The organism is Streptomyces sp. NPDC089919 (assembly GCF_040684615.1).
GTDB lineage: Bacteria > Actinomycetota > Actinomycetes > Streptomycetales > Streptomycetaceae > Streptomyces.
In genome coordinates this window covers 1-15,059 of sequence record NZ_JBFBGK010000058.1, presented here as the reverse complement: position 1 = coordinate 15,059, position 15,059 = coordinate 1, and the positions used below count along the sequence as shown (strand labels likewise).

General features: G+C 74.4%; 13 protein-coding genes. 8 read left to right on the top strand and 5 right to left on the bottom strand.

The genetic code is table 11. The features are described 5' to 3' along the window. The first annotated feature begins 285 nt into the window (after nt 1–285). Nucleotides 286–4,695 carry a ricin-type beta-trefoil lectin domain protein gene (locus AB0O40_RS22500; protein WP_365044448.1) on the top strand — a complete coding sequence of 1,470 codons (4,410 nt, stop codon included), beginning with the start codon at nt 286–288 and terminating at the stop codon, nt 4,693–4,695. A gap of 79 nt (nt 4,696–4,774) precedes the next feature. Then, the gene (locus tag AB0O40_RS22495; protein ID WP_365044445.1) at nt 4,775–5,389 is read left to right on the top strand and encodes a nucleoside/nucleotide kinase family protein; all 615 of its coding nucleotides are present in this window, start codon (nt 4,775–4,777) and stop codon (nt 5,387–5,389) included. A 62-nt stretch (nt 5,390–5,451) separates the two neighbouring features. On the opposite strand, the gene AB0O40_RS22490 is transcribed toward AB0O40_RS22495, so the two are convergent. The 3 genes from AB0O40_RS22490 to AB0O40_RS22480 all read right to left on the bottom strand — a co-directional run bounded on the left by AB0O40_RS22490 (nt 5,452) and on the right by AB0O40_RS22480 (nt 7,003). Then, nucleotides 5,452–5,778 carry a putative quinol monooxygenase gene (locus AB0O40_RS22490; RefSeq protein WP_365044442.1) on the bottom strand — a complete coding sequence of 109 codons (327 nt, stop codon included), beginning with the start codon at nt 5,776–5,778 and terminating at the stop codon, nt 5,452–5,454. 81 nt (nt 5,779–5,859) lie between these two features. After that, nucleotides 5,860–6,615 (bottom strand): IclR family transcriptional regulator C-terminal domain-containing protein, encoded by a 756-nt coding sequence (locus AB0O40_RS22485; protein WP_365044439.1) that lies wholly within the window; start codon nt 6,613–6,615, stop codon nt 5,860–5,862. A gap of 1 nt (nt 6,616) precedes the next feature. Continuing rightward, nucleotides 6,617–7,003 carry a VOC family protein gene (locus AB0O40_RS22480; protein ID WP_365044436.1) on the bottom strand — a complete coding sequence of 129 codons (387 nt, stop codon included), beginning with the start codon at nt 7,001–7,003 and terminating at the stop codon, nt 6,617–6,619. Nucleotides 7,004–7,149: 146 nt separating this feature from the next. On the opposite strand from AB0O40_RS22480, the gene AB0O40_RS22475 reads away from it, so the two are divergent. Next, nucleotides 7,150–7,902 carry a class I SAM-dependent methyltransferase gene (locus AB0O40_RS22475; RefSeq protein ID WP_365044433.1) on the top strand — a complete coding sequence of 251 codons (753 nt, stop codon included), beginning with the start codon at nt 7,150–7,152 and terminating at the stop codon, nt 7,900–7,902. A 51-nt stretch (nt 7,903–7,953) separates the two neighbouring features. Here AB0O40_RS22475 and AB0O40_RS22470 read toward each other — a convergent pair whose 3' ends face one another. Then, on the bottom strand, nt 7,954–8,781 hold the full coding sequence (locus tag AB0O40_RS22470; RefSeq protein ID WP_365044430.1) for an SGNH/GDSL hydrolase family protein: 828 nt from the start codon (nt 8,779–8,781) through the stop codon (nt 7,954–7,956). A 295-nt stretch (nt 8,782–9,076) separates the two neighbouring features. Here AB0O40_RS22470 and AB0O40_RS22465 point away from each other — a divergent pair, with 295 nt between their 5' ends. Further along, on the top strand, nt 9,077–9,493 hold the full coding sequence (locus tag AB0O40_RS22465; RefSeq protein WP_365044427.1) for a DUF3052 domain-containing protein: 417 nt from the start codon (nt 9,077–9,079) through the stop codon (nt 9,491–9,493). A gap of 40 nt (nt 9,494–9,533) precedes the next feature. Here AB0O40_RS22465 and AB0O40_RS22460 read toward each other — a convergent pair whose 3' ends face one another. Next, nucleotides 9,534–10,034, bottom strand: a complete 501-nt coding sequence (locus AB0O40_RS22460) for a hypothetical protein (protein ID WP_365044424.1) — start codon at nt 10,032–10,034, stop codon at nt 9,534–9,536. Between the two features lie 304 nt (nt 10,035–10,338). On the opposite strand from AB0O40_RS22460, the gene AB0O40_RS22455 reads away from it, so the two are divergent. The 4 genes from AB0O40_RS22455 to AB0O40_RS22440 all read left to right on the top strand — a co-directional run. Then, nucleotides 10,339–11,715, top strand: a complete 1,377-nt coding sequence (locus tag AB0O40_RS22455; RefSeq protein WP_365044422.1) for an MFS transporter — start codon at nt 10,339–10,341, stop codon at nt 11,713–11,715. Between the two features lie 186 nt (nt 11,716–11,901). Further along, on the top strand, nt 11,902–12,630 hold the full coding sequence (locus AB0O40_RS22450) for a DUF4142 domain-containing protein (protein WP_365044420.1): 729 nt from the start codon (nt 11,902–11,904) through the stop codon (nt 12,628–12,630). Nucleotides 12,631–12,639: 9 nt separating this feature from the next. Beyond that, nucleotides 12,640–14,097: a DUF1996 domain-containing protein gene (locus AB0O40_RS22445; protein WP_365044417.1), complete on the top strand. Its 1,458-nt coding sequence runs from the start codon at nt 12,640–12,642 to the stop codon at nt 14,095–14,097. A 166-nt stretch (nt 14,098–14,263) separates the two neighbouring features. Beyond that, nucleotides 14,264–15,059 (top strand): sigma-70 family RNA polymerase sigma factor (locus tag AB0O40_RS22440; protein ID WP_365044414.1); only part of this gene is annotated, 796 nt, incomplete at its 3' end.

Here is a 15,059-nt window from a genome sequence, read left to right as displayed (position 1 = left end):
TAGCGAAGGGGGGCACGGTCAACATCCGTGCCCAGAAAGGGAATTCGGGCCGGAACGTAAAACCGGAAACTAGAGCGCGCCTGGCGTTTACGCGGACCCTACATATCCGATCCAGGTCGCCTCGAACGAATAGTCGATCTTCCCTGACAAGCCGGACATGCCCGCCCTGGCGTGGATTGACCCGCCGTGACCGTGGCTGAAACCGTACCCGCGTAGAGACTCGCCAGGGCGCCAACTGGCGTCCGAAATCGGGGGTGTTAGTTGTCCGTACGACCATCCGGACCGATGTCCGGAAACAGAACCCCGGTGCTCCGGGCAGGCCGCTCCGAGCACCGGGTCCGGCACCGAGCCGGCTCCGTCGCCACCCTCCTCACCCTGGCGCTCGGCCTCTCGCTGACGCCCGGCACCGCGGGAGCGGCAACTCCGGCCGGAACCAAGCCCCTTGACGTCGCCGCCTCCGCCAGGGCGGGCGACGCCAAGAACGTCAAGGCCGCCCGGGACGCAGCGCAGGAGAAGAACGGCGGCCCGACGGCCGCCGGGAACGCGGCCGGGCGCCCCCGGGCCCTCGTCGCCGCGGCCGCGGCGCAGGCCGGGCGCACCAGGAAGAACGTGCCGGTGCCCGAGCTCACCGACGAGTTCAGCACCACCTCCGTCACCCCGGCCGGCCGGCTCCGCACCGAGCAGCACACGGACCTCCAGCGGGTCCGCAAGGCCGGCGCCTGGCGCACGCCCGACGCCCGGCTGACCCGGCGGGCCGACGGGACGTACGCCCCCGCCGCGGCCCTGGACGGCCTGGTGCTCTCCGGCGGCGGCAAGGGCCCGCTGGCCACCATGACCACCCGGGACGGCAAGCAGCTGTCGGTGGGCTCCCCCTTCCCCGGAGCCCTGCCCAAGCCGGTGGTCTCGGGCGCCGGCGTGCTCTTCAAGAACGTGGCCAAGGACACCGACCTCAAGGTCACTGCCACCGAGACCGGCGGCTTCACCACCATCGTCGTCCTCAACTCGCGCGCGGCCGCCGCCAATCCGCTGGTGCGCAGGCTCTCCTTCCCGACCGACGCCAAGGGCGTCGTGCTCACCGCCGACAAGGCGGGCGTGCTGCGCGCCCGCAGCGGCAAGGAGACCGTCTTCACCGCACCCGCCCCGCGCATGTGGTCGGCCGCCGCACCCGCGGGCAGCCGTCCCTACACCGGCGAGCGCTCCGCCGCGGCCCTCGCGGCAGCCGTCAAGGGCGCCAAGTCGGCCACCGGCCCGGCCTGGCGGAGTACCGCCGAGGGCCCGGCCCCCGGCGCGGCCACCGCCGCCCTCGGCGTGCGCACCAGCACCGCCCTGGCCCGCACCACCGGCCCCCGCCGCTCGGGCGCGGTCACGCTCACCCCGAGCTCCGCCCTCCTGGACGCCGAGAGCACCGTCTACCCGGTCTACATCGACCCCAACTGGTCCAACGACGGCCGCGGCAAGAGCCACCACGCCTGGGTCCAGCAGGCCTACAACAACGGCAACTTCGACCGCACCGGCAAGAACGACACGGACCGCCCCGGCATGGGCTACCAGGGCTGGGAGACCAAGAAGGGCATCGAGCGCACCCTCTTCGAGTTCAACCTCTGGGGGTACGCCGGCGCCCACGTCAACTCGGCCAACCTGCGCGTCAGCCAGTACATCTCCTCCGACCACTCCTGCACGCAGACGTACCCGGTGAACCTCTACCGTGCCGACGCCTTCGACAGCGGCCTCAACTGGGGCAACCACCGCACCCGCGAGTGGGTGGACGGCAAGTGGGTGCCCGGCAACGGCACCCTGTCCCAGTGCTACTCCGACATCCCGATCGACTTCAACATCACCGCGCCCCTGCGCAACGCCCTCGGCGACACCAACACCCCGCTGGCCTTCGCCCTGGTCGGTGCCGAGGGCACCGGCGACAAGATGGGCTTCAAGCGGTTCTCCTACGACGCCACCTTGACCTCGGAGTACGACTTCCCGCCGAACCGGCCGGAGAACACGCACCTCACGCCCACCCCGCGACGGGTCAACGGCGGCGGGGGCGACGCCTGTTGGGACGCACCCCTGGGCTCGTACGGCTGGGTCACGGACAGCCGGGCCACCTTCACCTCCAAGGTGTCCAGCCCCAACCAGGGGCAGCTCACCGAATACCTCACCCTGTGGGACAACGCCAACGGCGGCGCGGTGCGCGTCAACGACTGGTCCGGCTTCGTCGGCAACGGCCAGGAGGCCAGTTACCAGGTCGGCTACGGAACCCTGGAGGACGGCCACTACTACGGCTGGCAGACCCAGGGTGACGACGGCCTGCTGCGCGGACCGGGCGGCGACGTCTGCCACTTCGCGGTCGACCTGACCCCGCCGGTCTTCGGCTTCGGCAACTTCACCGACCCGGCGACCCAGTTCCCGCCCTCGGGCAACGGCCAGACCACCGACCTGCGGCTGGGCATGACGGGCAGCATCCCGATCGCCGCCTACGACCCGAACCCCTCGGGCAAGCTCGCCTCCGGGCTGGCCTGCGTCCGCTGGAGCTTCGACCCGCAGTTCGCCACCTACGACCAGCAGTGCGGCGGAGCGCTCAGCAAGAACGAGATCACGGTGACCCCCACCCACTGGGGCACCAACACCCTCTACGCGAAGGCCTTCGACGAGGCGGGGCTCAGCTCGCAGACCGCCGCCTACTCCTTCTACGTGCCGTGGGCCCCGGGCCCGGTCGCCTTCGGCGACACCACCGGCGACGCACGTCCGGACCTCCTCGTCCCGGACGAGGCCGGCAACCTGGTCACCCACGGCCGGGCCACCGAGGCGGGCAACCCCAGCGTCCCGGCCACCGGCACCGCCGCGCTCGCCGGCCAGGTCCCCGACGAGGGCAAGACCTGGAAGGACTACCGGGTGAGCCACCGGGGCGCCCTCGACCCGGGTCTGAACACCGACGACCTCTTCGTGCACCGGGACGGGGCCAACGGCAGCGGCGGCAAGGCCCTGCACTACTACGCCAACCAGCTCTCCGCGCCCGGCCGCTTCTCGCTCGCCACCAAGGCGACCCTGGCCCGCACCAACTGCACCGGCGGCGCCGCGGCCTGCCCCGGCTTCCACCCCGGCACCGGCTCGGCCTGGCAGTGGACCAGCCAGATCACCCCGATCGGCTCGGCCCTCGACACCCGCACCCCGGACCGCGACGTCACCGGCGCGACCGGCTTCCTCGCCGTCGAGGCGGACAACCTCTGGTACTACCCGGCCAACACCAACGGCACCCTGGCCGCGCCGAACCTGGTCGCGCAGGGCGGCTGGGACAACGTCGACCTGATGGTGCCCGGCAACACGCTCGACCTGAACGCCGCCGCGGCCACCGCCCCGGCGCTGTGGATCCGCGCGAGGACCGACGCCAACGGCCGCTCCTTCGGTGACGTCTTCCAGTACCGGCTCACCGCGACCGCCCCGACGGACGGCACCCCGCCCCGGATCACCGGCGCCACCGCGAGCCCGGCCACCAGGATCGGCTGGGGCTTCACCACCTCCCGGCAGGTGGGCTCGGACGGCGACCTCACCGGGGACGACGTCCCCGACCTGTGGGGCGTGACCGACAACGGCCAGATCCTGGTCTTCCCGTCGGTCGCCGAGAACGGCGCCGTCACCGGCTTCGGCGGCGCGCGCTTCAACGGCACCACCCGGGCCGCGGCCGCGCACTGGCCGCTGGCCGGCACCGCCGACGCCAACCCGGCCACCCAGAAGGGCACCGAGAGCGGCGTCGCATGGGTGACGGACACCGTCGACGGCCGCCCGGGCACCACCGTCGCCTCCTTCGCGGGCAACGGCGCCATCACCACCCCGGCCCCGGCCGCCGACCCGCACGACAGCTTCACCGTCAGCGTCTGGGCCAACGTCCACCGCAGCGGCAGCGTGGTCATCAGCCAGGACAACAACCGGGCCAGCTCCTGGAGCCTGTACGGCGAGGACGCCGGGTGGCGGTTCGGCATCGCCCGCGCTGACGACGACACCTGGCCCTACGACCTGACCTGGACCTCGGGCCCGGCGAACGTCTTCCGCAAGGACACCTGGACGCAGCTGACCGCCAGCTACGACGCGCCCACCGGGCAGATGAACCTGTACGTCGACGGCCGCCTGGCCAGCACCGGCTACCACAAGGCCTCCGACACCCCCGCGGTCTCGGGCGGCGTGGTCATCGGCCGGTACAAGTACCAGGGCGCCACCAGCGGCCCCGGCGTCGGGCAGCTCGAGGGCAAGGTGAGCAACGCCGCGGTCTTCGCGGGCTCGGTGGCCCCCCAGGTCACCGGTGAGATCCAGTACGCCGCCGCGGACCGCTGCCTGGACCTCCCCAACGGTGACGCGGCCGCCGGCGTCCAGCTGTTCCCGTGCAACCGCACGGCCGCGCAGCAGTTCACCATCAACCCCGACGGCACGATCACCGCGGGCGGCCGCTGCCTGGACGTGGGCGGCGCGGCCACGGCCAACGGCTCGGGCGTGGGGATGTGGTACTGCAACGGCGGTGGCAACCAGCAGTGGCTGCCCCGCGCCGACGGCAGCATCCTCAACCCGGCCTCCGGGCGCTGCCTGGACATCGCCCAGGCCGATGCGGGCATCGGCACCCGCCCGCAACTGTGGGACTGCAACGGCACCCCGGCCCAGCGCTGGTCCGCCGCCGGCTACCAGAGCCCGGTCCTGCCGATCGTCAACCCCTGACGCGCGGCCCGTACGGACCCGGGGCCCCCACCGCAGCCCGCGGTGGGGGCCCCGGCCGTCGTGGGGGCAGGATACGGGGATGGACATGGCGGATCTGGAAGAGCGGGCGCGGGGGCTGGCGGCGGCGGGCGGGCGGCGGATCCTGGGGATCGCCGGGCCGCCGGGGGCGGGGAAGTCCACGCTCGCCGGGGAGTTGGCCGGCCGGCTCGGGCCGGGGCTGGCGGTGGTGGTCCCGATGGACGGCTTCCACCTCGCCAACGCCGAACTGGCCCGGCTCGGCCGGGCCGACCGCAAGGGCGCCCCGGACACCTTCGACGCCGCCGGGTACGCGGCGCTGCTGCGCCGGCTGCGCGAGGACACCGCGGCGGTCGTGTACGCGCCCGCCTTCGACCGGGCGCTGGAGGAGCCGGTGGCCGGCAGCGTCCCGGTCGCCCCGGAGGTCCCGCTGGTGATCACCGAGGGGAACTACCTGCTCCACCCGCGGGGCGACTGGGCCGCGGTCCGGCCCCTGCTGGACCAGGCCTGGTACCTGGCGCCGGACGACGGGCCCCGGGTACGGGCCCTGATCGCCCGGCACGTCCGGCACGGCAGGGACCCGGCGGCGGCCCGGGCCTGGGTGGAACGCTCCGACGAGGCCAACGCCCGCCTGATCGCCCCGGGCCGGGCCACCGCGGACCTGGTGGTCGGCTGGTAGCGGTACCGGTCAGGCCTCGAGGCAGCTGAAGGTGCGGACCGCGCCCTGGACGCGAGCGGGGTTCAGGGGCGCGGGGTCAGCTCCGCCATCTCGCTCCAGCCGTCGGCGGGCAGCTCGGCGTGGATGATCTGCGGACGGGTGGCGATGGCGCCGGCCAGGGTCTCCATGCCGGCCTTGAAGTGGTCGGAGTTCACGTGCGCGGCGCCGGCCGCGGCGTCCGCGAAGCCCTCGACCAGGACGTACCGGTTCGGGTCCGCGACGTCGCGGGACCAGTCGTAGAAGAGGTTGCCGGGCTCGTTGCGGGTCGCCTGGGTGAAGTCGTCCACGATCGTGAGCCAGTTGTCGCTGTGCTCCGGGCGGACGTCGAATCGTACGACGATGAAAATCATGGGATCGAGGATGGCAGCCCCGCGGCGCCCCGGCACGCCCGCCCCGCGGGTTTTCCGGCAGGGCCGGAAAACCGGGCGCGGTCAGGCGCTGCCGGCCGCCGCCGCGGCGAGCGCGTCCCGGAAGAGCGCCGGGCGGCGCCGGTACTCGGCGGTGGGCAGCGAGACCGAGAGCGCGTGCACCGCGCCGGCCGGTCCGTGGTCCGCGGCGGGTGCCGGCAGCACCAGGGCCAGGCAGGTGTAGGCCGGGTCGGCCTCGCCGACGGAGACCGCGAACCCCTGTCCGCGCACCCGGTCCAGCTCCGCCTCGAACCGCTCGGCGCTGGTGATGGTGGCCGGGGTGAACCGGGCCATGCCGTGCTCGGCGAGGTATCGGCGGCGGGCCGGCCGCGGTAGCGCGGCCAGCAGCGCCTTGCCGTGCGCGGTGGCGTGCGCCCGGGTCTCGCGGCCGGGGGCGAAGGGGTTGGCGGTGTCGGTGACCGGCGCCGTGGTGTCCACGACGGTGATCAGACCGCCCCGGTACGCGGTGTGGTACGCCTCGCCCCCGGTGGCCCGGCGCAGCCGGGACAGGGCGTCGCCCAGCCCCGGCTGCGGTCCCCAGTGCCGCCGGAACTCCCGGTGCAGACCGGGGATCCGGGGGCCGGGGACGTACCCCCGCGCGGTGCGCGCCAGGTAGCCGCGCGCGGTCAGCGGCCCGAGCAGGTGGTACGCCGTGGAAAGCGAGCAGTCCAGCCGGCGGGCCAGGGCCTTGGCGCTGACCGGCCCCGGCTGGCCGGCCACGGCTTCGAGGATGTCGAGGGCGCGGTCGACCGACTGGGGGCCGTGCGGGGGAACGGGCACGCTACTGCGCGTCCTGCGGGTACCAGCGCAGCTCGACGGTGTTGCCGTCCGGGTCCTGGACGTACACCGACTGGGCCGAGCCGCGGGCGCCGAAGCGCGGCACCGGGCCCTCCAGCACGGTCTCGAAGCGGCCGGAGTCCAGCACCTCCTGCCAGTCCAGCGGGTCCACCGTCAGGCACATGTGGTCCACGTTGGACTCGCCGCGGGGCCGCAGGAACAGGTCGATGATGGTCGACTCGTTGACGCGCACGGAGGGGAAGGGCACCTTCCCCTCGCGCCACTCCTCGACCCGCACCGGCTCCAGGCCGAGCGGACCGGTGTAGAAGGCCAGAGACTTCTCCACGTCCTGCACGTTCAGCACAAGGTGGTCGAAGGCCTTGACTCGCATGAATCCCCCTTTGTTCCGGCCGTTGCGGGCCGGGACCGACAGTAGGCCGATCTGATCAGCCGCCCGCGACCTTCGTCAAGAAAGCCCGGCCGGGGCCCCGTGTCGCGTCGGGGAGGGGTGGCGCCGCGCCCCGATAGTGGGGCGTTGTGAACAGTCTTCCCTGGTCGGGACCTGATGGCGCGGAGGCCTTTGACGCGGTGGTGGCGGCCACCGACCGGATGCTCGGATACCCCTTCGTGCTAAGGGAGTTGGCCGGTCACCTCGGCACGGGCGGGGTGCTCGTGGACTACGGCTGCGGGCCCGGGCGGGTGGCCGGACAGGCCGCCCGCGCCCTGGGCGCCCGGGTGATCGGGGTGGACACCTCGCCCGAGATGCTGACCCTGGCGCGCCGGACGGCCCCCGAAGTGGCCGAGTACCACCTGGTGGCCGACGGGCGGGTGGACGCGCTGCCGGACGGCTGCGCGGACGCGGTGATGTGCAACCACGTGCTCCCCTCGCTGCCCGCCGAGGAGGTGGTGCTGGAGGTGTTCGCCGAGATCCGCCGGCTGCTGCGGCCGGGCGGTCCGGTGGTGCTGCTCACCACCGACCCGGCCTGCACCGGACTCGACTACGTGTCCCTGCGGGTGACCGGCGGCGGGGCGGCGCTCGCGCCGGGGGAGCCGCTGACGGTACGGCTGCTGCGCACCGACGGCAGCTGGCAGGAGGTGCCCAACCACGCCTGGCCGCCCGCGGTGCTGCCGGGGCTGCTGGAGCGGGCCGGCTTCCGCGGTCCGCGGCAGCACCGGCCGACCGTGGCCGAGGCGCTGCCGCTGGCCGACCCGGCCCTGGCGGCGGCGCACGTCTGGGCCGCCGAACGCGCCGCGCCGCCGCTGGTGGTCACCACGGCCTTCGCGGGATGAGCGGGCCACGGGTGCCGGACGGCCGGTAGCCGGGCCCGCGGGGGCGGTGCCTCAGGCGCCGCCCCCGGCCGGGACCACCACCGGCAGCAACCCCGGGCGCTTGGCCGTACGCGCGTCCCCCGAGGAGCGGCCGCGCAGCCGCCGCCCCAGCCAGGGGCCCAGGAACTCCCCGGCCCAGCGCAGCTCCCGGGGCACCGCCCGCCAGCCCACCGCCGGCGGTACCGCGGGCGGCGGCAGCGGCCGGGTCCAGCCGTCCCCGCTGCCGGGCAGCGCCAGGGCCTGGGCGACCGCCTCCGCGATCCGCTGGTGCCCCAGCGGGCCGGCGTGCAGCCGGTCGGTGCTCCACAGCCGGGGGTCGGTCACCACGGCCGGCCCCGCGGTCTCGGCCACGATCACGCCGTGCCGGCCGGCGGCCCGCCGGATCCGGTCGTTGAGGGCGGTGACCCGGGGTGCCAGCGGCCTGGCCAGCGGCGTGATGCGGGCGACGTCGGGGAAGGTGACGGTGGCGACCACGGCGCCGGCGCCGGTCAGCGCCTCGAACATCGCCTCGAGGTGGCCGACGACCGCGTCCGGGTCGAAGGAGGGCCGCAGCAGGTCGTTGACCCCGGCGACGACGGTGGCCAGATCCGGCTCCAGGGCCAGGGCCGGCGCCAGCTGCTCGGCGCGCACCTGCCCCGCGAGCCGCCCCCGCACGGCCAGGTTCGCGTACCGCACCCGCGGCTCCTGGCGGGCGAGCTGTTCGGCGAGCCGGTCGGCCCAGCCGCGCAGGCCGCCGCTGCCGTCGGGATCCCCCAGCCCCTCGGTCTGGCTGTCGCCCAGCGCGGCGTACCGCAGGAAAGGGCCGCCGCCCGGGACGGCGGACGGGTCGCTGCTGGTCATGGGTCTGCCTTTCGGGCGCCGGGCGGTACCCGATCTCACCAGTGGTGTCGGTGGACCGTCAAGCGCCCCGGGTACCCGCCCCGGGGCCGCCGGCGGGACGGCTGGGCAGGCGCACGGGGGCCGACGGGTGAGCCGGGGCACGCCGAGCGGGCGACGCCGCGGCCGCCCGCCGTGTGCGGCGCCGGATCCGGGCCGCGGCATGGTCCCCTGGACGCTGCCGATCTTGCCCGTCCACCACAGGAGAACACGTGACCTGCACCGCCGTGACCCGCCCGGCACCGCCCGGGAGACGCGCATGACGCCGGAGGGCGCCGGGACCGGGGGCGGGCCCGGGCTGGCGCGCAAGATCGGGGTGCGGCCCGGTGACGCGCTGCATCTGCACCACGCCCCGGGGGACTGGTCCGTACCGGATCTGCCCGAGGGGTGCACCGTGGTCCACGGGGGGCCGCGTGGCGCGGACGTGACGGTCTCCTTCCACCGCTCGCTGACCCGGCTGGCCGCCGGGGCCCCGGCGCTGGCGGAGCAGTTGGCGGATCCGGCGATGCTCTGGATCGCCTGGCCGCGCCGGGCGGCCGGGCACGAGAGCGACATCCGGGAGGACGACCTGCGGACCGTGTTCCTGCCGCTGGGCCTGGTGGACGTCAAAGTGGCGGCGCTGGGCGAGGACTGGTCCGGCCTCAAGTTCGTCCGGCGCACCGAGAACCGGAGCTGACCGGGCCGCCGCGCCGCGGTGCGCGCGGCGGCCCGGGTGCTCAGTGGAACTGCAGCGAGGCGTCACCGGCGTTGGTGGTGACCGACCCCGGGCACAGGAAGCTGCCCGAGGTCTTGGTGGCGGTGAAGGCCCGGTTGACGTACCTGCGGGTGGTGCCGTCGCGGTTCCACAGGATGTTCGTCGCCTTGTAGCGGCAGGAGATGAAGCTCTGCTGCCCGGTGATGTCGATGGCGTCGGCCTTGGCGGTGCCGGCGGTGTCGTCGAAGGTCACCGCGGGGTTGTTGTTCAGGCTCGCGGTGATGCTCCCGTTGCAACTCAGGTTGCCACCGGGCTTGTTGATGGTGCTCCGGTCGATGGTGAGGGCGGCCGGCGGGTTGGCGCTGGTCTTCGCGCCGGTCCAGGTGCAGGTGTTGCCCGCGACCACGATGACCCCGTCCACCCGCTGGTCGGCGGTGGGTCCCGGCGCGGCGGCGGTGGCGGTACCGGTGGCGGCCGCGACGAGCAGGGCGGTGACGCACGACAGTTTCTTGATCGGTCCCATGTCGCTCCTTGGTTGGCACGTCCTTGTGGGGGTGTGCGGAGCCCTGGAACCGGGCCGACCGGCGGAGTCGGCGCGGCTCCGGGTGCGTCAGGGAAGGTCCCACAGGGATGTTCAATTGTCAGGTCCCGGTCAATTCATTGGCCGGAACGCGCCTGCTCGTGCCGGATCCCGTCGGCCCCGGCCGGCCGGACGGCCCCGGGCCGCACCCCTGCGCCACTACGGAGAATCGAGCGAGCGGGGCGAGAGTATCCCCGGTGCGCCGATCCAGGGCGCCTGGAAGCCGGCGAAGGGAAGCGACCGAACCGTGAAGACCCTGAAACGAACCTTTCGTTCCCTGTCGGTCCGTAACTTCAGGCTGTTCGCCTTCGGTCAGCTGCTGTCCGTGACCTGCACCTGGATGATGGTCATCGCACAGGACTGGCTGGTGCTGGACCTCTCGGGCAACTCGGCCACCGCCCTGGGCACCGTGACGGCGATGCAGTTCGCCCCGGTCCTGCTGCTCACCCTGTACGGCGGCCGGCTGGCCGACCGCTACGACAAGCGCACCATCCTGATCGTGGCCAACCTGGCCCTGGGCTCCCTCGCCCTGGGGCTCGCCCTCTGGGTCAGGACCGGGGAGGTCCAGCTCTGGCACATCTGGCTGTTCGCCCTCGCCGACGGCGCCGTCAAGTCCATCGAGGCCCCGACCCGGATCTCCTTCGTCAGCGAGATGGTCGGCGCCGAACTGCTGCCGAACGCCTCGGCGATGAGCGCCGCGTACTTCAACGCGGCCCGGGTGGTGGGTCCGGCGGTGGCCGGTGTGCTCATCGCCCACCTCGACGTCGCGACCGTGATCACGATCAACGCGGTCAGCTACCTGGCGACCGTGCTGAGCGTCGCGGCCATGCGGCCGGGGGAGTTGTACCGGGCCGCGGTGCGTCCCCGGGCCGCCAAGGTCGCGGACGGGCTGCGCTACACCGTCAGCCGGCCCGACCTGATGCGCCCCATCATCCTGACCGGCGTCCTGGGCCTGGTCGGCTTCAACTTCCAGCTCACGCTGCCGCTGCTGGCCAAGGCGGAGTTCCACACCGACTCCGCCTCCTTCGGCCTGCTGAGCAGTTCGCTGGCGGTGGGCTCGCTGGTCGCGGCGCTGGTGACCACCGCCCGGCGCGGGCGGCCCACGGCCCTGGTCGTCACCGGATCGGCGCTGGGCTTCGGGGTGTTCGAGTTCCTGACCGGACTGGCGCCGGGGCTGCCCGCGGCCTGCGTCCTGCTGGCCGGGACCGGTTTCGCGATGATGTACTTCACCCAGGCCTCCAACCACCGCGTCCAGCTCGGCTCGGACCCCGAGTACCGGGGCCGGGTGATGGCCCTCTACACGGTGATCTTCCAGGGCACCACCCCGCTCGGCGCGCTGCTCACCGGATGGACGGCCGGCGCGTGGGGCGTGCGGTGGGCCCTGTACGCGGGCGGCCTGATCTCGGTGCTCGGCGGACTGGCGGCGCTGACCACCTGCCCGCGCTCGGCCCTGACCGCGACGGGCCAGCCGGTGGCCCAGCCGGCCGGTGCGCCCGCGGTGCCGGCCGCCGACGGGCCGGACCGGCCGGTCGTCCAGCCGGCCGGTGCGCCCGCGGTGCCGGCCGTCGACCGGCCGGCCGGGCCGGTCGCCGTGGCCGTGCCCGAGGGGCGGCCGGTGCGGTAGCGGCGCCGGACTATAGCAGCCGCACGGGGGGTTGCCCGGACGTTTATCCGATGGTGATGCAGTTGCCGCGCGACCACCACACAGGGCACTAGCGTCCCATCGCACCCGGGACCGCGGGCGCCCCACCGAACGGCGGTGGTCGCACAACCCCCGCACCTCGCCCGGGACTTGAGCGAGGAGGGCACTGTGCTGCCACTGCGGCGACGGTCCATCAGCAGTCTGCCGGACGCCACCCGGCACGCCCTGGCCGGCGGGGTCGTCATCGGAGCCCTGGCGCTCACCCTGCTCGCCCTGCTGGTCCCCGTGAACGCCTTCGGGGCCCGGTCCCCGGTGCCGGCCGCCGGCGCCCTGCCGGGGGACGACGGCGCCGGTACGCTGAGCACCCCCTACGGGCCCCTGACCGCGCAGGACCGGGACTTCGTCCGCAAGGTGCGGCTGGCCGGCCTCTGGGAGCTGCCGGCCGGCCGCCAGGCGCAGCAGCGGGCGAGCCGGGAGAGCGTCCGGATCGCCGGCGAGCACCTGGTCGAGGGCCACACCGAACTGGACCGCAGGGTGATCGAGGTGGGCCAGGCGCTCGGCCTGGACCTGCCCAACCAGCCCAGCGAACAGCAGCAGGGCTGGCTCACCGAGCTCGACCGCGCCCAGGGCGACCTCTACGAACGGCGCTTCATCCAACTGCTGCGCCAGGCCCACGGCAAGGTCTTCGCCCTGGTCGCCCTGGTCCGGGCACAGACCCGCAACTCGATGGTCCGGGCCCTGGCCACCGACGCCAACGCCACGGTGCTGGACCACATGACCGTCCTCGAGGACAGCGGGCTGGTCGACTTCGACGCGCTCGCCGACGCCACGCCGCCCACCGGCAGCGGGTCCCCGGCGGCGCCGTCCGCCCCCTCAACCGTCCCCCAGACGAAGTGAAGTGATCGCATGAGCCGACAACAGGGCCACAAGCGCCCGCTGTTGACCCGCAAGGCCCTGGCCCTGGTGGCCGTCCTGGCGGTGGGGGCCGGCGGGGCCACCGTCATCGCCCAGCAGGCCTCCGCCGGGATCACCGGCCAGGACCGCGGCGCCGCCGCCCCGGTGACCGCCACCATCGACTGCCCCGACGTGGGGGACCGGCTGACCGTGGTGCCCGAACAGGCCCGCGCGGAGGTGGACCGCAACCTCGCCGGCATGGACAGCCAACTCGCCGACGCCTACGCCGCCCTGGCCGACGGACGGGCCTCCTCCGGCACGCTCCTGGGGCAGCTGGAGCAGCAGCGCAGCCGGTCCATCGGCCGGGTGAGCGAGGCGATCGGCCGGTTCACCACGACCCCCGACGACCTGCGCGACCTGAGCCGCTGCACGATGCAGCAGGCCCCCGCGGGGGACGCCCCGGGCGCCGGCACCGCGGTCGTGGACAACACGAGCGGCAGCCAGGACGGCAGCCAGGACGGCGGTCGGAGCGGTACCGGCGCGGCGGACCCCGGGTCCCCGGCCGGCCGCGGCTCCGGCACCAGCCGCGGCGGCCCCGCCCGCAGCGACTTCGTCGCCATCACGGCGGTCCGGCCGAACGTCCGCCGCCCGGCCCCGGGCCGGGGCGCCTCCACGGGATCCTTCGCCGTCTTCTGCGGACGCAACGAGAACGGCCACTTCAACCCCGACAACGTCATCGTCGCCCCGGGCGTCAGCAACGGCGCCCACCACATGCACGACTACGTCGGCAACCTGGCCACCGACGCCTTCTCGGGCAACGACACCCTCGCCGCGGCCGGCACCACCTGCACCAACGGAGACCAGTCGACCTACTACTGGCCGGTGCTGCGGCTGCGCGACGGCCGCGCCGAACAGGACGCGAACGCCCCCGGCGGCGGCCAGGACGGCAACGTCGGAAGCATCCAGCGACCGCGCCAGGTCACCCTCCAGTTCCAGGGCAGCCCGGCCTCCCGGGTGACCGGCATGCCCCGCTTCCTGCGCATCATCACCGGGGACGCCAAGGCCTTCACCAACGGCCCGGCCAACGCCAACGCCTCCTGGAGCTGCACCGGGTTCGAGAACCGCCAGCTCAAGGACAAGTACCCGATCTGTCCGCGCGGCAGCGACGTGGTGCGCTCCTTCACCTTCCAGAGCTGCTGGGACGGCCGCAACACCGACAGCGCCAACCACCGCACCCACGTGGCCTTCCCGGACCGGGCCGGGCGCTGCCCCAACGGCTTCCGGGCGGTCCCGAAGCTGGTGCAGCGGATCGTCTACCGGGTCCCGCCGGGCTCGCGGTTCGCCGTGGACAGCTTCCCCGAACAGCTCCACAAGCCCGTCACCGACCACGGGGACTTCATCAACGTCATGTCCGACCGGCTGATGGCCTCCATGGTGCGCTGCATCAACGGCGGTCGCGCCTGCCGGTGACCCCCCGGGGCCCGAACGCCCCCACCCGCCACCGGGTCCGGCCGCCGCACCGGCCCGCCACCCCCCGAGCCCCCGGGGCGGACGCCCTCCCCATGCCCGTCCGCCCCGGGAACGGTGCCGGTCCGAAGCCGACTTCGGGCCGGCGCCGCCGCCTCCCTGGAGTGTGATGTCCCACCCGATCGCAACCCGCGACACCCAAGGCCCCGCAGACCGGGAGCTCACCCGCCGGCTGCGGGCCGCCTACCGGGCCGGGGTGGTCAACCCGGCCGTGGGCGACCTGCTCTACCGCCGCCACCGCGCGGCGCTGCTGGCGTACGCGCGCACCTGCTGCCGTACCCCGCAGGACGCCGAGGACCTGGTCTCCGAGGCCTTCACCCGCACCTTCCAGGCGGTGCGGGGCGGCGCCGGGCCGGACGGCTCCTGGCGCGCCTACCTGCTGGCCGTCGTCCGGAACACCGCGATCCAGTGGAGCGCCTGCGACCGGCGCACGCTGCCGCTGCCGGACTTCGAGGGCCGGCCGCTCGCCGCCGGCCCGGGCGAGGAGGACCCGCAGGGCCGCTTCCTGGCCTCCGAAGACCTCCGGCTGGCCGCCCGGTCCTTCCGGATGCTCCCCGAGCGCTGGCAGGTGGTGCTCTGGCACACCCTGGTCGAGGGTGCCGCCCCGCACCAGGTGGCGGCGGTGCTCGGGATCACCCCCAGCGCCGTCGCCTCCCTGGCCTTCCGGGCCCGGGAAGGGCTGCGCGAGGCGTACCTGCGCGCACACCTGGACGCCGCCGCCGACCTGCGCTGCCGGCGCTTCGGCCCGCTGCTCGGGGCGGCCGCCCGGCGCGGCGGGGTGCGCCGGGCCCCGGCCCTGGCCCGGCACCTGGCGGGCAAGGACAGGGACGGGGACGACCAGAGATCACCGCACCAAATCGAGAGCACTGCTCTTGCTTTGGTGCGGCGATCCGTGCACACTGTTC